Below are 24,449 nucleotides of genomic sequence, written 5' to 3'. Positions count from 1 at the left end.
GGTCTCCTCAAAATGCCGCCACGGCTTGCGGATCGGTGCCCGAAGCCCCGGCCGCGGCACCGAATTTGCGTGCCGCGGCGAAGCCGAGCTCGAGGTCGGCGAGGATGTCCTCGATGCCCTCGATGCCCACGGCCAGGCGCACCAGACCGGGGCTGACCCCGGTGCTCAGCTGCTCCTGCGGGCTGAGCTGGGCGTGCGTCGTGGACGCCGGGTGGATCACCAGCGAGCGCACGTCGCCGATGTTGGCGACGTGGCTGTGCAGCTTCAACGCGTTGACGAACGCTTTGCCCACCTCGACTCCGCCGTCCAGCTCGAAGGCCAGCACCGCGCCGGTTCCCTTGGGCGCCAGTTTCTTTGCCCGCTCGTGCCAGGGCGAGCTGGGCAGGCCCGCATAGTTGACCGACACCACTCCCTCGTGGTCGGCCAGGTACTCGGCCACGCGCTGCGCGTTGAAGACGTGCCGCTCCATGCGCAGGCTCAGCGTCTCGATGCCCTGGGCAACCAGGAACGCGTTGAACGGCGAAGCGGCCGAACCGAGGTCGCGCAGCAGCTGCACGCGTGCCTTGAGCGCGTAGGCCGGCGGCCCGAGTTCGGCGAACACCACGCCGTGGTAGCTCGGGTCGGGCGTGGTGAATCCCGGGAAGCGGCCCTGCGTCCAGTCGAAGGTGCCACCGTCGACGATGACGCCGGCGATCGCCGAACCGTGGCCGCCGAGATACTTGGTGGCGGAGTGCACGACGATGTCCGCACCGTGGGAGAAGGGCTGTATCAGGTAGGGCGTGGCGATCGTGTTGTCGACGATCAGCGGGACGCCGTTGGCATGCGCGACGCCGGCCACCCCGGGAATGTCCAGCACATCGATCTGCGGGTTGGAGATGGTCTCGCCGAAGAAGGCTTTGGTGTTCGGCCGGACCGCGGCCTGCCACGAATCCAGGTCGTCGGGATCCTCCACGAAGGTGACCTCGATGCCCAGCTTGGCCAGCGAATAGTGGAACAGGTTGTACGTCCCGCCGTAGAGCCGCGGGCTCGAGACGATGTGGTCGCCGGCACAAGCCAGGTTCAATATGGCGAAGGTCTCAGCGGCCTGCCCGGAACTCAGGAACAGTGCCGCCACCCCGCCCTCGAGCGCGGCGACGCGCTGCTCGACGACATCGGTGGTCGGGTTGCCGATCCGGGTGTAGATGTTGCCTGGCACTTCCAGCCCGAACAGGGCGGCGGCGTGCGTGGTGTCGTCGAAGGTGTACGACGTGGTCTGGTAGATCGGCAGGGCGCGGGCGCTGGTGGCGCTGTCGGGCTGCTGACCGGCGTGCACCTGCTTGGTGTCGAACGACCAATTTGCGGTCGGGTCGGTGTCGTGATCGGCGTTGTCGGAGGTCACGGGATTGCTTTCTGCTGGTAGGGGAAAGGTGCTCGGCGACGGCCGGGACGCCGGAGTGGGCGTCAGCCGACGCCGCGGGTTAGCAGCGACACACGATGAGGCGCGAAAAGGCCGGGAGAATGCACATCACGTTTCCCTGTCTGCTCAGGGGCCCGTCATGGCGGACCCGCGCTTGCCGGATAGCCGGTTGTGTGGCTACTCAACCTGGTCATCACCCGGGGCACCCCACCGCGGTTGGAGGGTTGCCGGCCAGCAAGCCGGGGCTTGATGCTGGCGCTCATGACCAATACGAAGGTTATCTTACTGTGCCGAGTCGGTGCCAACTATCGCGGTGCACCTGCAGGTCGACACCTGTCCAAACACGCTTGCTAACGTGGCAGTCAGAACGCTGAGCCCCAAAATTTTCTACCCATCATTGACGCCGGGAGAGGGACCGTGAGCGCCGAACAGCCGACCGTCATCTACACGCTGACCGACGAAGCGCCGCTGCTGGCGACTTATGCGTTCCTGCCGATCGTGCGCGCCTTCGCTGAGCCGGCGGGCATCGAGATCAAGACCAGCGACATCTCCGTGGCCGCCCGGATTTTGGCGGAGTTCCCCGATGATCTGACCGAAGAGCAACGGGTGCCGGACAACTTGGGCGAATTGGGCCGGCTGACGGAGCTCCCCGACACCAACATCATCAAGCTGCCGAACATCAGCGCCTCGGTCCCCCAGCTGATCGCCGCCGTCAAGGAGTTGCAGGGCAAGGGATACAAGATCCCGGACTTTCCGCAGAGTCCAAAGACGGACGAGGACAAGGAAATTCGCGCGCGTTACGCCAAATGCCTCGGTAGCGCGGTCAATCCGGTACTGCGGCAGGGCAACTCAGACCGACGTGCGCCCAAGGCGGTGAAGGAATACGCCCGCAAGCACCCGCACAGCATGGCGGACTGGTCGCCGGCGTCGCGCACTCACGTCGCGACCATGCGCCACGGCGACTTCTACCACGGTGAGAAGTCGATGACGCTGGACCGCGCGCGCAAGGTGAAGATGGTGCTGGAGACCAAGAGCGGACAGACCCTCGAGCTGAAGGCGAAGGTCGAACTGCGCGAGGGCGACGTCATCGATTCCATGTTCATGAGCAAGAAGGCCCTCGTCGAGTTTTACGAGGAGCAGATGCAGGACGCCTACGAGACCGGCGTGATGTTTTCGCTGCACGTCAAGGCGACGATGATGAAGGTGTCGCACCCCATCGTCTTCGGCCACGCGGTGAAGATCTTCTACAAGGACGCTTTCGCCAAGCACCAGGAGCTCTTCGACGAGCTCGGTGTCGACGTCAACAACGGGTTGGTCGACCTCTACAACAAGATCGAGTCGCTGCCCGCCTCGCTGCACGAGGAGATCATCCGCGACCTGCACGCCTGCCACGAACACCGCCCCGAGCTGGCTATGGTCGATTCCGCCAAGGGCATCACCAACTTCCATTCCCCCAGCGACGTGATCGTTGATGCGTCGATGCCGGCGATGATTCGTGCGGGCGGCAAGATGTGGGGCGCCGACGGCAGGCAGAAGGACACCAAGGCCGTCAACCCCGAGTCCACCTTCTCCCGTATCTATCAGGAGATCATCAACTTCTGTAAGACCCACGGCGCGTTCGATCCGCGGACGATGGGCACGGTGCCCAACGTCGGCCTGATGGCGCAGCAGGCCGAGGAGTACGGCTCGCACGACAAGACGTTCGAAGTTCCCGAGGACGGTGTCGCCAACATCGTCGACCTCGACACCGGGGAAGTTTTGCTGACCCAGAACGTCGAGGAGGGCGACATCTGGCGCATGCCCATCGTCACCGATGAAGCGATCCGCGACTGGGTCAAGCTCGCGGTCACCCGGGGCAGGAACTCCGGTATGACGGTGTTGTTCTGGCTGGACACCGAGCGGCCGCACGAAGTCGAGCTGCGCAAGAAGGTCAAGGCGTACCTGAAGGAACACGACACCGAGGGCCTGGAAATCCAGATCATGCCGCAGGTGTGGGCCATGAGGTACACGATCGAGCGCGCGATGCGCGGGCAGGACACCATCGCCGCGACCGGCAACATCCTGCGCGACTACCTCACCGACCTGTTCCCCATCTTGGAGTTGGGCACCAGTGCCAAGATGCTGTCGATCGTGCCGCTGATGGCCGGCGGCGGAATGTACGAAACCGGCGCGGGCGGCTCGGCGCCCAAGCACGTTCACCAACTCGTCGAGGAGAACCATCTGCGCTGGGATTCCCTGGGCGAATTCCTGGCGCTCGGAGCGTGTTTCGAAGATATCGGCATCAAGACCGACAATGAGCGCGCCAAGATCCTGGGCAAGACGCTGGACGCCGCGATCGGCACGTTGCTGGAGAACAACAAGAGCCCGTCGCGCAAGACCGGTGAACTCGACAACCGCGGCAGCCAGTTCTACCTGGCGCTGTACTGGGCGCAAGAACTCGCGAAGTCCGACGACGCAGAGTTGCGCAACCACTTCGCCGCGCTGGCCGACTCGTTGGCCGAGAACGAAGAGACCATCGTGTCCGAACTGGCCGAGGCGCAGGGTGAGGCCGTCGACATCGGCGGCTACTACTACCCGGACAACGAGAAGACGACGGCGATCATGCGTCCGAGCAAGACCTTCAACGAGGCGCTAGCGGCTTCGACGGGCTAGGGCCCCGCGGCAGGAAGGCGGACTCGACATGGCAGGCGGAGCCAAGGTCAAGGTCAAAGGCCGCGTCGTCGAGCTCGACGGTGACGAAATGACCCGCGTCATCTGGAAGTCGATCAAGGACATGCTGATCCTGCCGCACCTCGACGTCGATCTGGACTACTACGACCTGGGCATCGAGCACCGAGACCGCACCGACGATCAGGTGACCATCGACGCGGCCCATGCGATCAAGAAGCACGGCGTGGGCGTCAAATGCGCGACCATCACCCCCGACGAGGCCCGCGTCGAGGAGTTCAAACTCAAGAAGATGTGGCCCTCGCCCAACGGGACGATCCGAAACATTCTGGGCGGCACCATTTTCCGCGAGCCCATCATGATCTCCAACGTGCCGCGGCTGGTACCGGGCTGGACCAAGCCAATCGTCATCGGCCGCCACGCTTTCGGTGACCAGTACCGGTCGACCAACTTCGAGGTCGATCAACCCGGCACCGTCGCAATCACTTTCACCCCCGCCGACGGCGGTGAACCCATGGTGCACGAGGTGGTGTCCATCCCCGAGGACGGGGGAGTGGTGATGGGGATGTACAACTTCAAGGATTCCATCCGGGACTTCGCGCGCGCCTCGATGAAGTACGGGCTGGACGCCAAGTGGCCGGTGTACCTGTCCACCAAGAACACCATCCTCAAGGCCTATGACGGCATGTTCAAAGACGAGTTCCAACGCGTCTACGACGAGGAGTTCAAGGACCAGTTCGAGGCCGAGGGACTGACCTACGAGCACCGATTGATCGACGACATGGTCGCGGCCTGCCTGAAGTGGGAGGGCGGCTATGTGTGGGCCTGCAAGAACTACGACGGCGACGTGCAGTCCGACCTCGTCGCGCAGGGCTACGGCTCACTGGGGTTGATGACCTCGGTGCTGATGACCGCCGACGGCAAGACGGTCGAGGCCGAGGCCGCGCACGGCACCGTCACCAGGCACTTCCGCCAGTATCAGGCCGGCAAGCCGACGTCGACGAACCCGATCGCCTCGATCTTCGCCTGGACGCGCGGACTGGCGCACCGCGGCAAGCTGGACGACACCCCCGAGGTGACGGAGTTCGCACAGACGCTGGAGAACGTGGTGGTGTCCACCGTAAAGAGCGGGAAGATGACCAAGGACCTGGCCATTCTCATCGGCCCCGACGAAAAGTGGCAGAACAGCGAGGAGTTCCTGAACTCGATCGCGGAGAACCTGCAAAAGCGGCTGGCTAACTAGCCGGTGGTTGCCGCCGGTCGGTCCCGGCGCCGCACTCCTCGATGAACTCGGAGATGACCGCGGCGACCCGGTCGGGGGCTTCGAACATCGGCACGTGACCGACGCCGTCGAGCTTGGTGACCTTGGTGCCCGGGGGCAGGAAGTTGGTGAAGTGCCGGTTGAATCTGCTCGCGGGCACCACCCGGTCCTTCTCACACAGCACCAGCTGGACGGGCACCGCGGTGTCGGCCAACTGCAGCAGGCCGGGGTCCAGCAGCGACTTTGCGAGCAGCTGGAAGTACGCGGGGCAGTGCGCGGCGTCGTCGATGACGACGTGCAGCTGGTCGTCGCTGATGCCGTCGGGCGTGGCCGTGAGCGGCAGGGTCGCGAGCCGGCGGCTCAGCGGCAACTTCAGGGTGCGGTGGCCGAACAGCCGGGCCAGCGCAAGGACGGGCATGCCGGCGATGAATTTGCTGATGACCTCGAATTTCACCGGGCTCCACCGCGTCCATCCGCCCGCGGCGCCGATGCCGGTCACGCTGCGGGCACGCCCGCGACGCTCCAGCTCGAAGGCGACCCAGCCGCCAAGCGAGTTGCCCACGAGGTGCGCGGTTTCCCAGCCGAGCTGGTCGAGCTGGCGCTCGACATGGTCGGCCAGCACTGAAGAGCTCAGCAGCCAGGTGCCCGCATAGGGCCCGCCGTTGTGCCCGGCCATGGTGGGGGCGAAGACCTCGAAGCGGCCGGTCTCGGCCAGCCGCGGCGCGACCGGCTCCCACACCGTCTGCGACATGAGGAATCCGTGCAGCATGAGCACCGGTTCTCCGGAACCGAGGTGGATCGGCGAACGGGCCGAAGGCGACGCCGAGTGAGCGGGGCTCACGAGGAAGGAGCCGAGCAGACGAGCTTGCGCATAACCCGACATTAAATGCGGTACCGCGGGTACCGCAACATCGGGGGTCGGTCGGTGCGGCCCCGGCCATTGCGCGTGAAAAGATCGGTGCATCATGAGGACCGCTACCGGATCGAGCCGGATTTTCTCCGGCGTGCAACCCACCTCCGATTCGCTTCACCTGGGTAACGCGCTGGGCGCCGTCAAGCAGTGGGTCGCGCTGCAGGACGACCATGACGCTTTCTTCTGCGTGGTCGACCTGCATGCCATTACCGTCGCCCAAGATCCCGAGGCCCTGCGCCACCGCACCTTGATCACCGCCGCCCAGTATTTGGCGCTGGGCATCGACCCGGCCCGCAGCACCGTGTTCGTGCAGAGCCACGTGGCCGCCCACACCCAGCTGGGCTGGGTGCTGGGCTGCTTCACTGGCTTCGGACAGGCGTCGCGGATGACGCAGTTCAAGGACAAGTCGGTGCGCCAGGGCGCCGATTCCACCACCGTGGGTTTGTTCACCTACCCGGTGCTGCAGGCCGCCGACGTGCTGGCCTACGACACCGATCTGGTGCCGGTGGGTGAGGACCAGCGTCAGCATCTCGAGTTGGCGCGCGATATCGCCGAGCGGTTCAACAGCCGCTTCCCGGAGACGTTCGTGGTGCCGGACATGTTCATTCCCAAGGCCACCGCGAAGATCTACGACCTACAAGACCCGACGGCGAAGATGAGCAAGTCGGCGGCCACCGACGCCGGGCTGATCAACCTGCTCGACGAACCGGCGGTGTCGGCCAAGAAGATTCGCTCGGCGGTCACCGACAGCGAGCGCGAGATCCGCTTCGACACCGCGGCCAAGCCGGGCGTGTCCAACCTGCTCAGCATCCAGTCCGCGGTCACCGGCGTCGGGATCGACACCCTCGTGGAAGGCTATGCCGGAAGGGGTTACGGCGATTTGAAGAAGGACACCGCCGAGGCGGTCGTCGAATTCGTCGCCCCCATCAAGGCCCGAGTGGACGAATTGACCGCCGATCTCGCCGAATTGGAGGCCGTGCTCGCGACCGGCGCGGAAAAGGCCAACGATGTGGCCGGGAAAACGGTTCAGCGGGTTTACGATCGGCTTGGGTTTCTTCCACAACGGAGCTAGTACCGCTCTCATTGGAGTCGTGCGATGAGCGAGCCGGCCAAGGCGGGCGTTTTCGATCGGTTGCGGGCCCGGTACGGGTGGCTCGATCACGTGATTCGCGCATACCAGCGGTTCGACGAGCGCAACGGCGGGTTCTTCGCGGCCGGCCTCACCTATTACACGATCTTCGCGTTGTTTCCTTTGCTCATGGTCGGTTTCGCGGGTTTTGGGTTCGTGCTGGCCCGCCGGCCGCAGCTGCTGAGCAGCATCGACGACCATATTCGTTCCCAGGTGACCGGGGCGCTCGGTAATCAGCTACAGGAGTTGATGAACTCGGCCATCGACGCCCGGACGTCGGTCGGTGTGATCGGTTTGGCCACCGCGGTGTGGGCCGGACTGGGCTGGATATCGCACCTGCGCCAGGCAGTGACCGAGATGTGGTGGGACCAACACATCGAATCGCCGGGCTTCGTGCGGAACAAGTTGTCCGATCTGCTGGCGATGATGGGGACCTTCGCGATCATCGTGGCCACCGTCGCGCTGACCACCGTCGGACACGCCGCACCCATGGCCGCGCTGCTGAAATGGCTTGGCATACCGCAGTTTGTGGTGTTCGACTGGCTTTTTTGGCTGTTCTCGATCCTGATCGCGACGGTGGTGTCGTGGCTGCTGTTCACCTGGATGATCGCCCGCCTGCCCCGGGAAAAGGTGAGCTTCGTCGATTCGATGCGGGCCGGGCTGATCGCGGCGATCGGCTTCGAGGTGTTCAAACAGGTCGCCTCCATCTATCTGCGGACGGTGCTGCGCAGCCCGGCGGGCGCGGCCTTCGGCCCGGTGCTGGGATTGATGGTGTTCGCTTACATCACCGCGTATCTCGTCCTGTTCTGCACGGCGTGGGCGGCGACGGCCTCGACCGATCCGCGCAGCCAGCCCGTCGCCCCTCCGGCCCCGGCGATCATCGCGCCGCGCGTGCAGATGGATGAGGGGCTCAGCACCCGCCAGACGCTGACCGCAATGGCGTTGGGAGCCGTTGGTGCGCTGACGCTTTCCCGGATCGCCCGCTTGACCCGCCGCGACCGCTAGCCCACCAGCTTCAGGCCCGCGACGCAGGCCACGATCCCGCCGATCAGCACCAGCTTGGTCAACGACGCCGGTTCGTCGCCGATCAGCATCGCGTAGCCGACGGTAAGCACGGCCCCGACGCCGACCCAGACCGCATAGCTGGTTCCGACCGGCAGGGTGCGCATGGCGGTGGCCAATCCGGTCATCGAAAGTGCCACGGCGACAAGGAATACCAGCGACGGCCCGAGCCGGGAGAAGCCGTCGGATTTGTTCAGGGCGGTCGCCCACACCGCCTCGAGGATCCCCGACGCAATCAAGACGAGCCAGGCCATCGCGCACCTCCACGGCGCCGTCTTGTCGCTGGCCGGGTACGGGGCCCCTCGTCCGGTGTCTTGTGCTGACGGACTCGATGCTAACAAACGTTCGACGGACGACCTTGCCAGGCGCCGCGCACCATGACGGCCGAGATGCCTGAACCCTCGTCCAGCACAACGAGATTGGCGTCGTAGCCGGCGCGTAGCAGGCCCACCCGCTGCAGGCCGAGGGCTCGCGCCGGCGTCGCGGCGGTGGTCTGCACCGCGGCGGCCAGGCCCGCATCAGCATGCACCGTGCGAAAGAGCCGATCCATGGTCGCGGTGCTGCCCGCGATCGTCGACGTCCCGTGCACCCGTGCGACGCCGGCGCTGACATCGATGGGCACCGCGCCGAGCCGAAACGTGCCGTCGCTGCGACCGGCCGCGGCGATCGCGTCGGTGATCATGGCGACGCGGTCGGCTCCCGCCGTCGCCACCACCGCCTCCACCACGTCGCGGTGTAGGTGCACGCCGTCGGCGATCACCTCGACGGTCACTCGCGGATCCCGCAACAGGGCCAGGGCAGGGCCGGGCTCGCGATGATGCAGCGGCGGCATCGCATTGAACAAATGCGTGCCGACCGTGGCGCCCAGCGCGATCGCGTGTTTGGTCTGTTCGTAGGTGGCATCGGTATGTCCCACCGCCACAACGACTCCCGCGTCCACGAAACGCCGGATGGCCGCGTCGGCGCCGGGCAGCTCGGGTGCCAGCGTCACCATCCGGATCGTGCCGTCGCCCGCGGCCAGCACCGCATCGATCTCTGCCGCGTCCGGGTCGCGCATCTGAGTGCGGTCGTGGGCTCCGCAGTGCGCCCGGCTCAGCCACGGCCCCTCCAGGTGGACGCCGGCGACGATGCCGCGCTGGGTGGCCTCGGCGAGCGCGCGCACCGCGCCCAGCAGTTCGGATGGCGCGGCGGTCACCAGGCTGGCCAGCGTGGTGGTGGTGCCATGGCGCAGGTGAAAGGCGGCGGCGTCGACGATGCCGTCGGCGTCGGTGTAGGACGCGCCCCCGCCGCCGTGCACGTGCATGTCGATAAAGCCCGGCACCACCGTGCAATCGGGGAAGTCGAAGTCGGCCGGGCGGGGCGGCGGGCCGGGCGAACAGGCCGCGATCCGTGCACCGGAGATCTGCAGCCAGCCGGGGCGACAGACCTGGCCGTCGAGCACCGCGGTGCCGGCGGCGATCACGGCCATCGGCCGCCGTTTTCCCAGAAGTGGCGGATGTCTTCGAGCTGGCGACCCTTGGTTTCCGGCGCGTACCGGTACACAAAGATGAAGGCGACCGCCGCGAGGGCCGCGAATAGTGCGAAAGTGCCTGCGCCGCCCAAAGAATGGAGCAGGCTCAGGAAGACAGCGGCGATGATGGCGTTAGCCACCAGGTTGGAGGTCAACATGGTGCTCGACCCGATCGAGCGTAGCCGGGATGGGAAGCTTTCGCTGGCGTACACCCAGCCCAGGGAGCCGAAACCCATGGTGTAGCCGAAGATGAACAGCAGGATTCCGGCGAACCCGACGATCGTGCCACCGAAACCCTGTCCGAACACCGCCATCAGCACGACGTCGGCGGCGATCATCATGGCGGTGCCGCACAACAGGATCGGCCGCCGGCCCACCCGATCGACCAACAGCAGCGCGGCGCCGACGGCCGCCAATCCGGCGACCTGAAGCAGCGCGGGCAACCCTAGCAGCGCGAAGTTGCCGGTGAAGCCCATGGCCTGAAAGATTCTGGGGCTGTAATAGATGATCGCGTTGATGCCGGTGATCTGGATCAAGAAGCCGAGGATCACCACGAACACGGTGGCCCGCAGGTACGGGGGCCGCAGCAGCTCGGAGAGGCCGCCCCCGGTCCCGGGCAGGGTCTCGCTCAACGCTCGGCCGATCTCGGCGAGCTCGTCGTCGACGCGCTCGGTGGGCTCGATCCGCAACAGCGCCCGCCGGGCGTCGTCCATCCGGCCCTTGAGCACATACCATCGCGCCGTGTCGGGCAACCGAATTACCAACGGCAGCAACAACACTGCGGGCACGCAGGCCAGCCCCAGCATCCACCGCCAGCTGTGGGTGCCGGCCAGCAGATAGCCGGTCAGGTAGCCGACGATCAGCCCGCTGACGATCGCCAGCTGATAGGCCGTCAGCAGCGAACCGCGCACCGCCGTCGGCGCCGATTCCGCCACGTACACCGGGACGACCACCACCGTCACGCCGATGGTCAACCCCAGCAGTAATCGCGCCGTCAGCAACATCGGAAGCGAGACAGAGAACGCGGCCAGCAGTGCGAAAACCGCGTAGGCGAACAGGATCAGCACCAGCGACCTTTTCCGCCCGATCACGTTGGCCAGCACGCCGGCGCCCAGCGCCCCGGCGATCTGGCCGATCACCACCATCGTCGTCAGCAGCTCCTGCTGGCGGGTGGACAGACCGAAGTCCTCGGTGATGAACAACTGCGCCCCGGCGATGATGGACAGGTCGTAGCCAAAGATGACGCCCACGCTGGCGGCGGACAGCCCGACCAGCAGTCCGCGCCGCGATCCGCTTGCCACGGTGCTCAGCGGTGAAGTGGTCGGCGGTTCATCGAGCGGGCCATCATGATCAGGACGAACACCACGATGGTGCCGATCACCGCCACGCCCACCCGGATCGGCATGGCCTCCGCGGATCCGATGATCCCGTCGGGCGCCGCGTTGTTGGCGAGCGGGTCCGCGGCGGCGTCGTGCTTGGCCGGCGCCAGGGACGGGTCGGGCGCGATCAGCGAGCCGACCTGCGTGCCCTGCGGGGTAGAGAACCCGTAGTCCAGCAGGTGCGCGGCCTGCTCCCACGGGGCGATCGGCACCCGCGTCCCGTGCAGCAGCACCGCCACCAGGCGCCGCCCGTCGTGATTGGCCGCGCCCACGAACGTCTGGCCCGCGTCGTCGGTGTAACCGGTCTTGCCGCCCAGGGCGCCGGGATACTTGTAGAGCAGCTGGTTGTCGTTTTCCAGCTCGTAGCCCGGGTGGTCGCCGTGGCCGGGGAAGTTGAAGGTCCGCGTCGCGACGATGTCGGCGAACGTCGGGTTCTGCCAGGCGTAGCGGTAGAACAGCCCGATGTCATACGCCGAGGTGCTCATGCCGGGCGCGTCCAGCCCCGACGGCGATGCCGCCCGGGTGTCCTGGCCACCGAGCTTGGCGGCCAGCACGTTGATCTTCTCCAGGGCCTGCTGCATGCCGCCCAGCTGCATGGACAGCGCGTGGGCGGCGTCGTTGCCGGAGTGCATCAGCAGCCCGTGCAGCAGTTGGTTGACGGTGAAGACGCCACCCTCCTCGACGCCGACCTTGGTGCCCTCGGCGGCGGCGTCGTCGGCGGTTCCGGGGACCGACTTGTTCAGGTTGAGGGCGTTGATGGAGGCCATCGCGACCAGCACCTTGATGATGCTGGCCGGGCGGTGCCGCCCGTGCGGGTCCTTGGCCGCGATGACCGCGCCGCTGTCCAGGTCCGCCACCAGCCAGGCGTCGGCGGAGACGTCGTTGGGCAGCGCGGGCGTATTCGGCGCGGCGACGATGCCGCAGCTGCCCAGCGCGTCGCCGCCGACCGGCTTCGCGGGCACCGCCAGCGGGATCGGCGGGTCGCCGGCGGTGGGGGCCTCCGAGGAGTCCACGGCCTTCGGGGTGTTCACCTTGTATGGGCAGTCCGCGGGCGCGGCGATGGGTTCGGCGCCGGGCTCGGCCCTCGCGAGCGGCATCCCCAGCGGCAATGTCGCCGGTGCTGCCAACGTGACCGGGGCGGCCATCAGGAAAAGCGCCGCTGCCAGGCATGACGCGGAACGTAATAGGGTCATCGTCTGTGCACAGTAAGCGATCGACGGCCCGAAAACGCGGAGCCGCGCTGTGACTGGTGAGACGGAAGTTACTGAGCGGTGCTCGCGAAGCCGCGATACGCTGGGCGCGCGGTCGGCCCGAAAGCCACCCACCGCGCCGAACTCCAGGGGTGTTGCCATTTCACGCGATCGGTTCTGGTCCGCCTGGCGGCGCAATCGTGGCGGCGCTTCGGCCGCTGTCGGCCCGCGAGCGTTGAGCGATCTGCTCAAGCACGTCGAGAAGTCCACGCAGGTACGACGTTCCGGGTTCGACCAGGTACTGGCGGAGCTGAAGCTGCACCGCGACGCCGCCACCGACCCGGATTTGCGGTCGGCGCTGGCCTGGCTGTGCAACGCCGTGACGCGGTTCGGGCACAACCCGACCGCCACGCACGCCCGTGAGGTGATGATGGCCGCCGACGCGGTCAGGCGGGTGCCCGCGGGCTAGCGGCGGCTGCCAGCGCACCGGGTGGATACGGGGTTTGCGCGCCATGGCCTGGACCCTAGATGCGCGCCTGGGTTTCCGTCAGCACATCGCGCAGGACGGCTTCGATGGTGTCGAACTCGGGCTGGCCGCTGATCAGCGGCGGCGCCAGCTGGATGACGGAGTCGCCGCGGTCGTCGGTGCGGCAGTACAGCCCGGCCTCGAACAGCGCCGACGACACCCGGCCGAGCAGGGTGCGGCGTTCGTCATCGGTGAAGGTCTGCCTGGTCGCCTTGTCCTTGACGAGTTCGACGCCGTAGAAGAAGCCCTCGCCGCGCACGTCGCCGACGATGGGCAGGTCGTAGAGCTTTTCCAGGGTGGCGCGGAAGGCTGGCGCGTGGGTCCTGACGTGGTCGTTGAGTCCCTCACGCTCGAAGATGTCGAGGTTCGCCAGCCCCACGGCCGCCGAAACCGGATGGCCGCCAAAGGTATACCCGTGCGGGAACATGGTGGCGCCGTCGTTGAACGGTTCGAACAACCGCTCGCTGGCGATCATGGCGCCGATGGGCGAGTAGCCCGACGTCATTCCCTTGGCGCAGGTGATCATGTCCGGCACGTAGCCGAAGTCGTCGCAGGCGAACATCGACCCGATCCGGCCGAACGCGCAGATCACCTCGTCGGAGACCAGCAGCACGTCGTATTCGTCGCAGATCTGGCGCACCCGCTCGAAATAGCCTGGGGGAGGCGGGATGCTGCCGCCCGCGTTCTGCACCGGTTCCAGGAACACCGCCGCCACGGTGTCGGGGCCCTCGAACTCGATGGCCTCGGCGATCCGGTCGGCGGCCCACTGCCCGAAGGCTTTCGGGTCGGTTCCGAAGGGCTCGGGCGCGCGGTAGAAATTGGTGTTGGGCACCCGTAAGCCGCCGGGCGTCACCGGTTCGAACGGCGCCTTGTATTTCGGCAGCCCGGTGATCGCCAGGGCGCCCTGGGTGGTGCCGTGGTAGGCGATCGCGCGCGAAATCACCTTGTGCTTACCGGGTTTGCCGGTGAGCTTGAAGTACTGCTTGGCCAGTTTCCATGCGGTCTCGACGGCTTCGGTGCCGCCGGTGGTGAAGAAGACCCGATTCAGATCGCCCGGCGCGTGGCCGGCGAGGCGTTCGGCGAGCTCGATCGCGGGGGGAGTCGCGTATCCCCACAGCGGGAAGAACGCCAGCGTGCCGGCTTGCCGGGCGGCGACCTCGGCCAGTTCGCCGCGGCCATGGCCGACCTGCACGGTGAACAGCCCGGACAGGCCGTCGAGGTAGCTCTTGCCGCGGTCGTCGAAGAGGGTGACACCCTCGCCCCGGACGATGACCGGCGGCCTGAAGTCCGGCCCGTGCCTGGTGAAGTGCAGCCAGAGATTTTCGGTCATGGTGTGTGCGAGCCTAACGCTAAGCTCTGGTCATGACCTCGGCGCAGCAGGTCAGCGAGTTCGAGTCGCTACGGCCCCATCTCATGTCGGTCGCCTACCGGCTCACCGGCACGGTGGCCGACGCCGAGGACATCGTCCAGGACGCCTGGCTGCGCTGGCACCGGCAGGATCCCGAAAAGGGAACGCAGATCACCGACCTGCGGGCCTGGCTGACCACGGTGGTGAGCAGGCTGGGCCTGGACAGGCTGCGCTCGGCCGCGCATCGGCGCGAGACCTACACCGGAAATTGGCTGCCCGAGCCGGTGGTCACCGGGTTCTCGGATTCCCAAGCGCCCGATCCGCTGTCCGCGGTGGTCGCGGGCGAGGACGCGCGGTTCGCCGCGATGGTGGTGCTCGAACGGCTGTCACCCGATCAGCGGGTCGCCTTCGTGTTGCACGACGGGTTCGCCGTGCCGTTCGCGGAGGTGGCGCAGGTGCTGGGGACCAACGAGGCCGCCGCCCGGCAGCTGGCATCACGGGCCCGCAAGGCCGTCGCGGCCGGCGCCCCGCCCAAGCCCGACCCGTCGCACGCCGAGGTGGTGGGAAAGTTGCTGGCGGCCATGGCATCCGGCGATCTGCAAGCCGTGGTGGCGCTGCTGCATCCCGACGTGACCCTGACCGGCGACGCGAACGGCAAGGCGCCCACCGCAATCAACGTCATCCGCGGCGCGGACAAGGTGGCCCGATTCTTCTTCGGCCTGGCCCAGCGCTACGGCCCGGCGATGTTCACCTCGTATCAGCTGGGCCTGGTCAATGGCGAGCTGGGCGGCTACACGCCCGGCTGCCCCGCCAGTGACGGGTACCGCGAGATGATGCCGCGGATCATGGCGGCGACGGTGCGCGACGGAAAGGTTTGCGCCCTATGGGATGTCGCCAACCCGGACAAATTCACCGGCTCCCCGTTGCGGACTGGTTGAGCTCGGTTGCCGATGGCAACGACCCGCTGCGCCCGGCTACGCCGCGCTTGCGATCGTCGCTAGCCCACGGAACGCGGCAGGCGTCACCGGAATTGAAGCCCTGCTCGGTGATGCCCAGCGCGGTGTTCACCCGCGCCCGCATGTTCTCCACCCCGATCTGATAGGTCAGCTCGATCACCCCGGCATCGCCGAAGCGGGCCCGCAAATCGTCGACCTGCTCGTCGGTGACGGTGTGCGGGTCGATGGTCATCGCGTCGGCGTAGGCGATGGCGGCGCGCTCGTCGTCGCTGAACGCCGTTGAGGTGGCGTAGTTGTCGATGTCCTTCAGGCGCGCGATGTCCAGGCCGTCCAAACGTTGCAGCATGGACCCGAAGTCGACACACCACGAGCAGCCAACCGTGCGGGCGGTCCAGAACACCGCGAGCTCGCGCACGCTGACCGGCAGCGTCTTCGACGCCCGGTCCAGCATCGTCTCGTGCATGGCGCCGGCGATCATCAGCCCGCGATGGTGCGCGGTGACGGTGAAGGGTTCGGGAACCTGGCCATAGCGCCGCTTCGCGATCCGGTACATGGCCCGGGTCAGCAGTCCGGCGCGCTTGGGGGGCAGGGGCTCGATGCGGGTGTTCTGTGTCATACCCGTCAGACGAGACGGGGCCGCGATGTGTGACGGGCCTTGGGAACCATCGAGTGAGTTTCAAACGCGCTAGCGAATGCGATAGCGCTTTCGAGAAGGACCTGATGGTCTCGGAAAGGTGCTCGTCGTGAGCAGGTGTTTCCCGTCAGAAGGTCCGGGTACCCGGCTCTCACCCTCGCCACGCCAACCGGCGCGGCGGGGTAGCGAGAGGGTGAGGAGACAGGTTATGACCTCTCAAAACGATCAACAGCCAAACGATTCGAGGCTGGAACATTTCGATGATCCCGAGCTGGGCAGCGGTGCGCGCGACACCGGCACGGATACTCCCGAGCCGGGCGGGGGAGATCGTCCGGTCGGAACCGTGGACGAAGACGCGAATCCGCCGATGAGTGATCCGAACGCGTCGGATGTATACAGCGGCACCGGCGAATTGCCCCCGCAGGACACCGGAAGCGCGATCCCGCCCTACGAGGGACGCCAAGAAAGCGCGGCGCGTGACTCGGGAGGCGCTGGTGGTGCGACGGGCCCGGCGACGAATCCCGATTTCAAGTCAGCCAGCCCGGCGAGCACCCCTGGCGGTGCGAGTCAGTCTCCGGCCGACGAACAACCGGCTTCGGAAATGCCGGAAACCGACCGCGACGACGACCGAGTCGGGCCGGGGCACGTGGCGGGTACCCGACGGGGAGAGTCGAAGCCCTGACTCGGCGCCGTGAAAGCGCCTAGCGGGAGAACATGATCGCCCGCTTGACCTCTTGGATCGCCTTGGTGATCTGGATCCCGCGCGGGCATGCCTCGGTACAGTTGAATGTGGTGCGGCACCGCCACACGCCGTCGACCTCGTTGAGGATGTCCAGGCGCTCGGCGGCGGCCTCGTCGCGGCTGTCGAAGATGAACCGGTGCGCGTTGACGATCGCGGCCGGGCCGTAGTAACTGCCCTCGTGCCAAAAGATCGGGCAACTGGTCGTGCACGCCGCGCACAGGATGCACTTGGTGGTGTCGTCGTAGCGGGCCCGGTCGGTGGGGCTCTGAATGCGTTCGCGGGTCGGCGGGTTACCAGTCGTGACCAGGTAGGGCTTCACCGCCCGGTAGGCGTCGAAGAAGGGTTCCATGTCGACCACCAGGTCCTTTTCCACCGGCAGCCCGCGGATCGGCTCGACCGTGATGGTCAGTGTTTTTTCGCGCTTGCCCGGCCTACTCTTGGGCAGCAGGTCGCGCATCAGCACCTTGCAGGCCAGGCGGTTGACCCCGTTGATGCGCATGGCGTCCGAGCCGCATACCCCGTGCGCGCACGAACGCCGGAAGGTCAGCGTCCCGTCCAGGTAGCTCTTGATGTAGATCAACAGGTTCAGCATCCGGTCGCTGGGTAGGCACGGCACCCGAAAGCTTTGCCAGCCACCGGTTTCGGCGAAGGCGTCGGGCTGGTCGGGGTTGAACCGGGCGATCTTGACGGTCACCATCACCGCCCCGTCGGGAATCGCCGGCAGCGGCGGCTCCAGGCTGGTGTCGACCTCGGCTTCCTCTTCGGTTCCGACGCTCTCGGCCATCAGTACTTCCGTTCTTTGGGTTCGTAGCGCGTCTGCACCACGGGTTTGAAGTCCAGCGCGATGTCGCTCAGGAGGTCGCTGCCCTGCTTGTAGGCCATGGTGTGGCGCATGAAGTTGACGTCGTCGCGGTTGGGGTAGTCCTCGCGGGCGTGGCCGCCGCGAGACTCCTTGCGGTTCAAGGCGCCGACCACGGTCACCTCGGCGAGTTCCAGCAGGAAACCCAGCTCGATCGCCTCCAGCAGGTCGCTGTTGAATCGTTTTCCCTTGTCGTGCACGCTGATTCGCGCGTACCGCTCCTTCAGCGCGTGGATGTCTGTGAGCGCCTGCTTAAGTGTCTCCTCGGTGCGGAACACCGCGGCGTTGTTGTCCATCGACTGCTGCAACGCGATGCGGATGTCGGCGACGCGCTCGTTGCCGTGTTCGGAGAGGATGTCGCCGACCCAGCCGACGACCATCGCCGCCGGCTCCGGCGGCATGTCGACGAACTCGTGGCCCCGTGCGTAATTGGCGGCGGCGATGCCGGCCCGGCGGCCGAACACGTTGATGTCCAGCAGCGAATTGGTGCCCAGCCGGTTGGCTCCGTGCACCGACACACACGCGCACTCCCCGGCCGCGTACAGCCCCGGCACCGTAGAAGTGTTGTCCCGCAACACCTGTCCGGTGACGGTGGTCGGGATGCCGCCCATCACGTAGTGGCAGGTCGGGTAGACGGGCACCAACTCGTGTACCGGGTCCACACCCAGATAGGTGCGCGCGAACTCGGTGATGTCGGGCAGCTTGGCCTCCAGCACGTCCTCACCGAGGTGGCGGACGTCGATGTAGACGTAGTCCTTGTGCGGGCCGGCGCCGCGTCCCTCCAAAACCTCCAAAACCATGGAACGGGCGACGATGTCGCGCGGTGCCAGGTCGACGATCGTCGGGGCGTAACGCTCCATGAAGCGCTCACCCTCGCCGTTGAGCAACCGGCCACCCTCACCGCGTACCGCCTCGGAGATCAGGATGCCCAGGCCGGCCAGGCCGGTCGGGTGGAACTGGTGAAACTCCATGTCCTCCAAGGGAAGTCCCTTGCGGAAGACGATGCCGATCCCGTCGCCGGTCAGCGTGTGCGCGTTGGAGGTGGTCTTGTACATCCGGCCCGAACCGCCGGTGGCGAGCACTACCGCCTTGGCGTGGAAGACGTGGATGTCGCCGGTGGCCAGCTCGTAGGCGACCACCCCGGTGGCCACCGGCCCGCTCGGGGTCTGGGTGAGCACCAGGTCCAGCGCATAGAACTCGTTGAAGAACTGCACGTCGTGCCGCACACAGTTCTGGTACAGCGTCTGCAGGATCATGTGACCGGTGCGGTCGGCGGCGTAACACGCCCGGCGCACCGGCGCCTTGCCGTGGTCGCGGGTGTGCCCGCCGAAGCGGCGCTGGTCGATGCGGCCCTCGGGGGTGCGGTTGAACGGCATCCCCATCTTCTCCAGGTCGAGCACCGCGTCGATGGCTTCCTTGCACATGATCTCCACGGCGTCCTGGTCGGCGAGGTAGTCGCCGCCCTTGACGGTGTCGAAGGTGTGCCACTCCCAGTTGTCCTCTTCGACGTTGGCCAGCGCCGCGCACATGCCGCCCTGGGCGGCGCCGGTGTGGCTGCGGGTGGGGTAGAGCTTGGTCAGCACCGCGGTGCGCACCCGCGGACCCGCTTCCACCGCGGCTCGCATGCCGGCACCCCCCGCGCCGACGATCACCACGTCGTACCGGTGTTGGGAGATCACGGGTCAGCCTCCGATATTCGGGTCGAACGTCAGCAGCACGTAGGTGCCTAGCACCAGCGTGAACCCCATGGACAACAGCAGCAGGCTGTTGAGCCAGAACCGGGTGCTGTCCTTGCGGCTGTAGTCGTCGATGATGGTGCGCAGGCCGTTGCCGCCGTGCAGCTGCGCCAGCCACAGCAGCGCCAGGTCCCAGAACTGCCAGAACGGCGACGCCCAGCGCTGCGCCACGTAGTTGAAGTCGATGCGGTAAACGCCGTGATCCCACATCAGCATGATGAACAGATGGCCGATCGCCAGCACGAACAGCGCGATCCCGGAGAATCGCATGAACAGCCAGGCGAACTTCTCGAAGTTGGGGATGCCGGCCCGCCGCCGCGGCGAGCGGGGGTTGTCCAGGCTGGCGGGGCGGTCATAGAGGCGCTGTTTGACCGGGGCGAGGTCGCCCCGGCGGGATTGAGAGCCCAGCCGCTGAAGCTCCGGACTGCTCATCGGAAGTGCTCCATCATGTGGATGATTGTCACCACGCCGGCCGGAACCATCAGCAGCAGAAACACGACGCCGACGATCCAGAACATCAGCCGCTGGTGGCGTGGTCCTTCGGACCAGAAGTCGATCAGGATCACCCGGATTCCGTTGAGGCCGTGGAAGAGCACCGCCGCGATCAGGCCGTATTCCATCAGGCCGACGATGGGCATCTGATAGTCGTGGATCACGGCGTTGTAGGTCTGCGGGCTCACCCGCAGCATCGCGGCGTCCAAAACGTGGACGAACAGGAAAAAGAAAATCGTCGCGCCGCTGATCCGGTGCAGCACCCACGACCACATGCCGGGGTCGCCCCGGTACAGCGTCCGTGGTGGTCTGCGTTTGCGCGCCGATACCGGTGCCGCCGGATCCGCGGTTGTCGGTTGCGTAGTCACCCCAGTCCTCACCGCCTTCTTCCGACTTCAACGTCAGTCACGCCGGGCACTTGAGCTTAGCTCGGACACGGTCGGACTTGGGACAATGCTCCGTCGAGCGAACCGCCGTTTTGCGACTAGGGTGACTGTCGGAATCGGCCATGGGTGAACGGGGTTTCGTTGTGCCTGAGATCGACTGGAAGATGTTGCGGGACAGGGCAATCGATGTCTCTGCGGGCGCGTATGCGCCGTACTCGCGGTTCCGGGTCGGGGCGGCCGCGCTGGTCGATGACGGCCGGATGGTCACCGGGTGCAATGTGGAGAACATCTCATATGGCCTGGGTCTCTGTGCCGAATGCGCCGTGGTGTGCGCCCTGTATTCCACCGGCGGCGGGCGGTTACTGGCGCTGGCGTGCGTGGACGCGCGGGGCTCGGTTCTGACGCCGTGCGGCCGGTGCCGTCAGGTGCTGGCCGAACACGGCGGACCCGACCTGCTGATCGATCACCCGGGCGGGCCGCGCCGGCTCGGCGACCTGCTGCCGGACGCCTTCGGCCCCGACGACCTGGCCGCGGGGCGCGGCTGAACGTCGCCGCTTGCTGTGCGTTGCCGGTCCGCTTACCGTCATCCGTGTGCAACGGGGGAGCGCACCGATGATGCCGAGGGGATCGCTGCCCACGCTCTTATGTGCAGTGCTGATCGCGGCGGGATGCGGGTCGCACTCGCCCACCGCGAAGTCGCCATCACCGACCGCCTCGCCGGCGCCGGCGTCCTGGGTGGAGGACGCCGTCTCGTTCTCGGTGGCCGACATGACGGTTTATGGCACGTTCCGCCATCCCGCAGGCCGTGGCCGGGCAGTGCCGGGGGCGCTGCTGATCGCCGGCAGCGGGCCGACGGATCGCAACGGTGACTCGGCCGCCATGCCGGGTCGGCTCGACACGCTGCGCAATCTGGCGCAGGCGCTGTCCGACGACGGCGTCGCCAGCTTGCGCTACGACAAGCTCGGCACCGGCCAGACCGGACTCGGCCCCTACGCGAGGGACCCGGCGAAGCTCGATATCGGCGTGTTCCAAGACGAGGCGACCGCAGCGCTGAACTTCCTGGCGGGCCAAGCCGGCGTCGACCGAAACCACCTGATGGTGCTCGGCCACAGCGAGGGCGCCCTCTACGCCATGATGCTGGCCACCGCCGCGCCCGGGACCGCCCCCGCGATACAGGCCCTGGGGCTGCTGGAGCCCGCCAGCCGCCGCATCCTCGACCACGTGGCCATGCAGGCCCACGCGCAGGCCGACGCGGCTGTCAGGTCCGGGCGGCTCACCGCCGTGCGGGCCGCCGAAAGCGTGGCGGCGATCGATAACGCGATACAGGACTTCCGCGCCACCGGGCAGGTCCCGCCCGATGAACCGACGGCGCTGAAGTCGGTGATCAACGCCGCCAACGCGCACGCGCTGTTGCAGGAAGACGCGATCGACCCGGCGGCGTTGGCCGCCAAACTGCCGCGCGCAATGCCGGTGCTGGTCACCTGCAGCGACGCCGACCTTCAAATCACCTGCCCGGACGTCGACTCCCTGGTGTCCGGCCTGACCAGCGCGGGCACCAAGACCGACTACGTCCACCTGACCGGTGTGGACCATGTCCTGAAGGAGGACTCCAGCAGAACGACGGCCAACTACACGAAGGCCCTACCATTCTCCACCCAGCTGGTCGGCGCGCTGGCGTCGTTCATCAAAGAGAACGGGATCACGCCCTGAGCCTCGGGGACCCACTTGACTGAGCCCGCGTTCGACGCGCCCACGGTAATCAGGACCAAGCGTGACGGCGGCCGGTTGTCCGACGCCGCCATCGACTGGGTCCTCGACGCCTACACCGACGGCCGGGTGGCCGAAGAACAGATGGCGGCGCTGCTGATGGCGATCCTGTTGCGCGGCATGGATCGCGGTGAGACCGCCCGGTGGGCCGCGGCGATGCTGGCGTCGGGCGACACGCTCGACTTCAACGACCTGGGCCTGGCCACAGTCGACAAGCACTCCACGGGTGGGGTGGGGGACAAGATCACCCTGCCCCTGGTGGCCGTCGTCGCCGCCTGCGGGGCCGCGGTGCCGCAGGCGTCGGGCCGCGGGCTCGGGCATACCGGTGGCACCCTGGACAAGCTGGAGTCCATCGCCGGGTTCACCGCCGAGCTGTCCAATCAGCGCGTGCGCGACCAACTGCGCGAGGTGGGCGCGGCCATCTTCGCCGCCGGGAACCTGGCCCCGGCCGACGCCAAGCTCTACGCGCTGCGCGACATCACCGCCACCGTCGAGTCGCTGCCGCTGATCGCCAGCTCGGTGATGAGCAAGAAGCTGGCCGAGGGGGCCGGCGCGTTGGTGCTCGACGTGAAGGTCGGTTCCGGGGCGTTGCTGGATTCCGAGCGGCAGTGCCGCGAGTTGGCGCACACCATGGTCGAACTGGGCGCGGCGCACGGGGTGCCCACCCGTGCCCTGCTGACGGACATGAACCGCCCGCTGGGCGCGACCGTCGGCAATGCCCTGGAGGTCGCCGAGTCGCTCGAGGTGCTGGCCGGTGGCGGCCCGCCCGATGTCGTCGAGCTGACCCTGCGGCTGGCCGCCGAGATGCTCGAGCTGGCCGGGATCGACGACCGCGATCCCGCCGACACCCTGCGCGACGGCACCGCGATGGACCGGTTCCGCCGGCTCATCGCGGCCCAGGGCGGCGACTTGGCGCTGCCGTTGCCCATCGGTCGGCATGCCGAGAACGTGACCGCCCCGCGGGGCGGCACAATGGGCGATATCGACGCGATGGCAGTGGGGCTGGGGGCATGGCGGCTCGGTGCGGGCAGGTCCCGTCCGGGCGAACGGGTGCAGTCGGGCGCGGGCATCCGGATCCACCGCCGCCCCGGCGAACCGGTCACCGCCGGTGAGCCGTTGTTCACCCTGTACACCGACACCCCGGACCGCTTCGATGCCGCGCTCGCCGAGCTGGACGGCGGCTGGAGCATCGACGGCGATGCGTCCGAGGTTCAGTCCCGACCGCTGATCATCGATCGGATCGTGGCATGACCGCACCGCTGGGACTGGAACAGATCAGGAAGGCCCCCAAAGCCCTGTTGCACGACCACCTCGACGGCGGGCTGCGCCCGTCGACCGTGCTGGAGATCGCCGAGCAGGTCGGCTACGACGGGCTGCCCGCCACCGACGTCGACGAGCTGGCGAGGTGGTTTCGCACCCGCTCACACAGCGGCTCGCTGGAGCGCTACCTGGAGCCGTTCTCGCACACCGTGGCCGTGATGCAGACACCCGAGGCGCTGCATCGCGTCGCCTACGAGTGCGTGGAGGATCTGGCCGAAGACTCGGTGGTGTACGCCGAGATCCGGTTCGCCCCCGAGCTGCACATCGACCGTCGGCTGTCCTTCGATGCGATCGTCGAGGCCGTGCTGGCCGGCTTCGCCGACGGCGAGAAGGCGAGTGCGGCGGCCGGACGCCCGATCGTGGTGCGCCTGTTGGTCACCGCGATGCGGCACGCGGCGGTGTCCCGCGAAATCGCCGAGCTGGCAATACGATTCCGGGACAAGGGCGTCGTCGGGTTCGACATCGCCGGCGCCGAGGCCGGCAACCCGCCGACCCGGCACCTGGACGCTTTCGAGTACATGCGAGACCACAACGCGCGCTTCACCATTCACGCCGGCGAGGCGTTCGGGCTGCCGTCCATCCATGAGGCGATCGCCTTTTGTGGGGCGGACCGGCTCGGCCACGGGGTGCGCATCGTCGATGACATCGAGGTGTCGGACGACGGCGAAGTGCGGCTGGGCCAACAGGCGGCTATCCTGCGGGACAAGCGAATTCCGCTGGAACTCTGTCCCAGCTCCAACGTGCAGACCGGTGCCGTCAAGAGCATCGCCGAGCATCCATTCGATCTGCTGGCGCGTGCCCGGTTCCGGGTGACTGTCAACACCGACAACCGGCTGATGAGCGACACCTTCATGAGCCGCGAAATGCACCGCCTGGTACAGGCTTTCGGCTACGGGTGGAGTGACCTCGAGCGCTTCACCATCAACGCGATGAAGTCCGCCTTCATCCCGTTCGACGAGCGCCTGGCCATCATCGATGAGGTGATCAAGCCGCGCTACGCCGTGCTGATCGGCTAGCGGCTCGCCGTTAGATGTGCCCGGGCATCCCGCCGGCCATCCCCATACCGGTGTCGGCGGGAGCTGCGGGGGCGACCGGCATCGCCGGCGGCTCTATCGGCGGGGCCTCCATCGGTGGCGGCGCCATCGGCGGGGGAGCCATGGGTGGCGGGGCCACGGG

At 67.2% G+C, this 24,449-nt stretch carries 22 protein-coding genes, 1 pseudogene and 2 riboswitches; of the genes and pseudogenes, 11 read left to right on the top strand and 12 right to left on the bottom strand.

Going from position 1 to position 24,449, the window contains the following annotated elements; genetic code table 11:
• Positions 1 to 7: 7 nt before the first annotated feature.
• A complete protein-coding gene (locus tag A5753_RS02380) occupies positions 8 to 1,378 on the bottom strand; it encodes a bifunctional o-acetylhomoserine/o-acetylserine sulfhydrylase (RefSeq protein WP_067122940.1) in 1,371 nt (456 codons plus the stop codon).
• 163 nt (positions 1,379 to 1,541) lie between these two features.
• A riboswitch (SAM riboswitch) is annotated at positions 1,542 to 1,663 on the bottom strand.
• Positions 1,664 to 1,813: 150 nt separating this feature from the next.
• On the opposite strand from A5753_RS02380, the gene A5753_RS02375 reads away from it, so the two are divergent.
• Complete coding sequence (locus tag A5753_RS02375) at positions 1,814 to 4,048, top strand: NADP-dependent isocitrate dehydrogenase (RefSeq protein WP_067122937.1); 2,235 nt, start codon at positions 1,814 to 1,816, stop codon at positions 4,046 to 4,048.
• Between the two features lie 28 nt (positions 4,049 to 4,076).
• Positions 4,077 to 5,306, top strand: a complete 1,230-nt coding sequence (locus A5753_RS02370) for an NADP-dependent isocitrate dehydrogenase (protein ID WP_067122934.1) — start codon at positions 4,077 to 4,079, stop codon at positions 5,304 to 5,306.
• Here the strand turns inward: A5753_RS02370 and A5753_RS02365 are convergent.
• Complete coding sequence (locus tag A5753_RS02365) at positions 5,299 to 6,093, bottom strand: alpha/beta fold hydrolase (protein ID WP_067122960.1); 795 nt, start codon at positions 6,091 to 6,093, stop codon at positions 5,299 to 5,301. The two genes, A5753_RS02370 and A5753_RS02365, sit on opposite strands and share 8 nt — an antisense overlap.
• Before the next feature lie 196 nt (positions 6,094 to 6,289).
• On the opposite strand from A5753_RS02365, the gene trpS reads away from it, so the two are divergent.
• Positions 6,290 to 7,309, top strand: a complete 1,020-nt coding sequence (gene trpS / locus A5753_RS02360) for a tryptophan--tRNA ligase (protein WP_067122932.1) — start codon at positions 6,290 to 6,292, stop codon at positions 7,307 to 7,309.
• Between the two features lie 24 nt (positions 7,310 to 7,333).
• Positions 7,334 to 8,371, top strand: coding sequence for an inner membrane protein YhjD (yhjD, locus tag A5753_RS02355; RefSeq protein ID WP_067122929.1), 1,038 nt, complete (start codon positions 7,334 to 7,336; stop codon positions 8,369 to 8,371).
• On the opposite strand, the gene A5753_RS02350 is transcribed toward yhjD, so the two are convergent.
• The 4 genes from A5753_RS02350 to A5753_RS02335 all read right to left on the bottom strand — a co-directional run bounded on the left by A5753_RS02350 (position 8,368) and on the right by A5753_RS02335 (position 12,510).
• Positions 8,368 to 8,682, bottom strand: coding sequence for a multidrug efflux SMR transporter (locus tag A5753_RS02350; RefSeq protein ID WP_067122926.1), 315 nt, complete (start codon positions 8,680 to 8,682; stop codon positions 8,368 to 8,370). The two genes, yhjD and A5753_RS02350, sit on opposite strands and share 4 nt — an antisense overlap.
• An 11-nt stretch (positions 8,683 to 8,693) precedes the next feature.
• A riboswitch (guanidine-III (ykkC-III) riboswitch) is annotated at positions 8,694 to 8,757 on the bottom strand.
• A 5-nt stretch (positions 8,758 to 8,762) separates the two neighbouring features.
• On the bottom strand, positions 8,763 to 9,896 hold the full coding sequence (nagA, locus tag A5753_RS02345) for an N-acetylglucosamine-6-phosphate deacetylase (protein ID WP_067122923.1): 1,134 nt from the start codon (positions 9,894 to 9,896) through the stop codon (positions 8,763 to 8,765).
• The gene (locus A5753_RS02340) at positions 9,887 to 11,239 is read right to left on the bottom strand and encodes a sugar porter family MFS transporter (RefSeq protein WP_067122920.1); all 1,353 of its coding nucleotides are present in this window, start codon (positions 11,237 to 11,239) and stop codon (positions 9,887 to 9,889) included. The genes nagA and A5753_RS02340 overlap by 10 nt, the downstream gene beginning before the upstream one ends.
• A 5-nt stretch (positions 11,240 to 11,244) precedes the next feature.
• On the bottom strand, positions 11,245 to 12,510 hold the full coding sequence (locus A5753_RS02335) for a D-alanyl-D-alanine carboxypeptidase family protein (RefSeq protein ID WP_067122918.1): 1,266 nt from the start codon (positions 12,508 to 12,510) through the stop codon (positions 11,245 to 11,247).
• 232 nt (positions 12,511 to 12,742) lie between these two features.
• Between A5753_RS02335 and A5753_RS02330 the strand changes: the two genes are divergently transcribed.
• Positions 12,743 to 12,976, top strand: a complete 234-nt coding sequence (locus A5753_RS02330) for a hypothetical protein (RefSeq protein ID WP_067122915.1) — start codon at positions 12,743 to 12,745, stop codon at positions 12,974 to 12,976.
• A gap of 55 nt (positions 12,977 to 13,031) precedes the next feature.
• On the opposite strand, the gene A5753_RS02325 is transcribed toward A5753_RS02330, so the two are convergent.
• Positions 13,032 to 14,363 carry an aspartate aminotransferase family protein gene (locus A5753_RS02325; protein WP_067122912.1) on the bottom strand — a complete coding sequence of 444 codons (1,332 nt, stop codon included), beginning with the start codon at positions 14,361 to 14,363 and terminating at the stop codon, positions 13,032 to 13,034.
• Positions 14,364 to 14,395: 32 nt separating this feature from the next.
• On the opposite strand from A5753_RS02325, the gene A5753_RS02320 reads away from it, so the two are divergent.
• Complete coding sequence (locus tag A5753_RS02320; protein WP_067122909.1) at positions 14,396 to 15,319, top strand: sigma-70 family RNA polymerase sigma factor; 924 nt, start codon at positions 14,396 to 14,398, stop codon at positions 15,317 to 15,319.
• Positions 15,320 to 15,371: 52 nt separating this feature from the next.
• Here A5753_RS02320 and A5753_RS02315 read toward each other — a convergent pair.
• Positions 15,372 to 15,986 (bottom strand): annotated as a pseudogene (locus A5753_RS02315) (carboxymuconolactone decarboxylase family protein); the annotation flags it as partial.
• 193 nt (positions 15,987 to 16,179) lie between these two features.
• Between A5753_RS02315 and A5753_RS02310 the strand changes: the two are divergent.
• Complete coding sequence (locus tag A5753_RS02310; protein ID WP_231989970.1) at positions 16,180 to 16,653, top strand: hypothetical protein; 474 nt, start codon at positions 16,180 to 16,182, stop codon at positions 16,651 to 16,653.
• A gap of 19 nt (positions 16,654 to 16,672) precedes the next feature.
• On the opposite strand, the gene A5753_RS02305 is transcribed toward A5753_RS02310, so the two are convergent.
• From A5753_RS02305 to sdhC, 4 genes are read right to left on the bottom strand one after another with little or no spacing between them, the layout of a single operon-like run.
• Entirely contained in the window at positions 16,673 to 17,497 is an 825-nt protein-coding gene (locus A5753_RS02305; RefSeq protein WP_067122902.1) for a succinate dehydrogenase iron-sulfur subunit, read from the bottom strand.
• A complete protein-coding gene (sdhA, locus tag A5753_RS02300) occupies positions 17,497 to 19,251 on the bottom strand; it encodes a succinate dehydrogenase flavoprotein subunit (protein WP_067122900.1) in 1,755 nt (584 codons plus the stop codon). The genes A5753_RS02305 and sdhA overlap by 1 nt, the downstream gene beginning before the upstream one ends.
• A 3-nt stretch (positions 19,252 to 19,254) precedes the next feature.
• Positions 19,255 to 19,740: a succinate dehydrogenase hydrophobic membrane anchor subunit gene (locus A5753_RS02295; protein ID WP_067122898.1), complete on the bottom strand. Its 486-nt coding sequence runs from the start codon at positions 19,738 to 19,740 to the stop codon at positions 19,255 to 19,257.
• Positions 19,737 to 20,075 carry a succinate dehydrogenase, cytochrome b556 subunit gene (sdhC, locus tag A5753_RS02290; protein ID WP_067122896.1) on the bottom strand — a complete coding sequence of 113 codons (339 nt, stop codon included), beginning with the start codon at positions 20,073 to 20,075 and terminating at the stop codon, positions 19,737 to 19,739. Before sdhC ends, A5753_RS02295 begins: the two co-directional genes overlap by 4 nt.
• 254 nt (positions 20,076 to 20,329) lie before the next feature.
• On the opposite strand from sdhC, the gene A5753_RS02285 reads away from it, so the two are divergent.
• The 4 genes from A5753_RS02285 to A5753_RS02270 all read left to right on the top strand — a co-directional run bounded on the left by A5753_RS02285 (position 20,330) and on the right by A5753_RS02270 (position 24,289).
• A complete protein-coding gene (locus A5753_RS02285) occupies positions 20,330 to 20,731 on the top strand; it encodes a cytidine deaminase (RefSeq protein ID WP_082971133.1) in 402 nt (133 codons plus the stop codon).
• A 67-nt stretch (positions 20,732 to 20,798) separates the two neighbouring features.
• Positions 20,799 to 21,896 (top strand): alpha/beta hydrolase, encoded by a 1,098-nt coding sequence (locus A5753_RS02280; RefSeq protein ID WP_067122889.1) that lies wholly within the window; start codon positions 20,799 to 20,801, stop codon positions 21,894 to 21,896.
• Positions 21,897 to 21,911: 15 nt separating this feature from the next.
• Positions 21,912 to 23,204 (top strand): thymidine phosphorylase, encoded by a 1,293-nt coding sequence (locus A5753_RS02275; RefSeq protein ID WP_067122886.1) that lies wholly within the window; start codon positions 21,912 to 21,914, stop codon positions 23,202 to 23,204.
• Positions 23,201 to 24,289 (top strand): adenosine deaminase, encoded by a 1,089-nt coding sequence (locus A5753_RS02270; protein ID WP_067122881.1) that lies wholly within the window; start codon positions 23,201 to 23,203, stop codon positions 24,287 to 24,289. The genes A5753_RS02275 and A5753_RS02270 overlap by 4 nt, the downstream gene beginning before the upstream one ends.
• The last annotated feature ends 160 nt before the right edge of the window (positions 24,290 to 24,449 follow it).

Origin of the sequence: Mycobacterium sp. 852002-51971_SCH5477799-a (genome assembly GCF_001667145.1) — a bacterium.
Lineage (GTDB): Bacteria > Actinomycetota > Actinomycetes > Mycobacteriales > Mycobacteriaceae > Mycobacterium.
Note: the sequence above shows the minus strand (reverse complement) of the source record. Positions and strands in the feature narration are given on the sequence as shown.

Bases quoted from the DNA above. Each gene is read 5' to 3' on its own strand.
- A5753_RS02370 (WP_067122934.1), top strand. From the start codon at position 4,077: ATGGCAGGCGGAGCCAAGGTCAAGGTCAAAGGCCGCGTCGTCGAGCTC.
- A5753_RS02365 (WP_067122960.1), bottom strand. From the start codon at position 6,093: ATGCTGCACGGATTCCTCATGTCGCAGACGGTGTGGGAGCCGGTCGCG.
- trpS (WP_067122932.1), top strand. From the start codon at position 6,290: ATGAGGACCGCTACCGGATCGAGCCGGATTTTCTCCGGCGTGCAACCC.
- yhjD (WP_067122929.1), top strand. From the start codon at position 7,334: ATGAGCGAGCCGGCCAAGGCGGGCGTTTTCGATCGGTTGCGGGCCCGG.
- A5753_RS02350 (WP_067122926.1), bottom strand. From the start codon at position 8,682: ATGGCCTGGCTCGTCTTGATTGCGTCGGGGATCCTCGAGGCGGTGTGG.
- nagA (WP_067122923.1), bottom strand. From the start codon at position 9,896: ATGGCCGTGATCGCCGCCGGCACCGCGGTGCTCGACGGCCAGGTCTGT.
- A5753_RS02335 (WP_067122918.1), bottom strand. From the start codon at position 12,510: ATGACCCTATTACGTTCCGCGTCATGCCTGGCAGCGGCGCTTTTCCTG.
- A5753_RS02325 (WP_067122912.1), bottom strand. From the start codon at position 14,363: ATGACCGAAAATCTCTGGCTGCACTTCACCAGGCACGGGCCGGACTTC.
- A5753_RS02320 (WP_067122909.1), top strand. From the start codon at position 14,396: ATGACCTCGGCGCAGCAGGTCAGCGAGTTCGAGTCGCTACGGCCCCAT.
- A5753_RS02310 (WP_231989970.1), top strand. From the start codon at position 16,180: ATGACCTCTCAAAACGATCAACAGCCAAACGATTCGAGGCTGGAACAT.
- A5753_RS02305 (WP_067122902.1), bottom strand. From the start codon at position 17,497: ATGGCCGAGAGCGTCGGAACCGAAGAGGAAGCCGAGGTCGACACCAGC.
- A5753_RS02295 (WP_067122898.1), bottom strand. From the start codon at position 19,740: ATGAGCAGTCCGGAGCTTCAGCGGCTGGGCTCTCAATCCCGCCGGGGC.
- sdhC (WP_067122896.1), bottom strand. From the start codon at position 20,075: ATGTGGTCGTGGGTGCTGCACCGGATCAGCGGCGCGACGATTTTCTTT.
- A5753_RS02280 (WP_067122889.1), top strand. From the start codon at position 20,799: ATGATGCCGAGGGGATCGCTGCCCACGCTCTTATGTGCAGTGCTGATC.
- A5753_RS02270 (WP_067122881.1), top strand. From the start codon at position 23,201: ATGACCGCACCGCTGGGACTGGAACAGATCAGGAAGGCCCCCAAAGCC.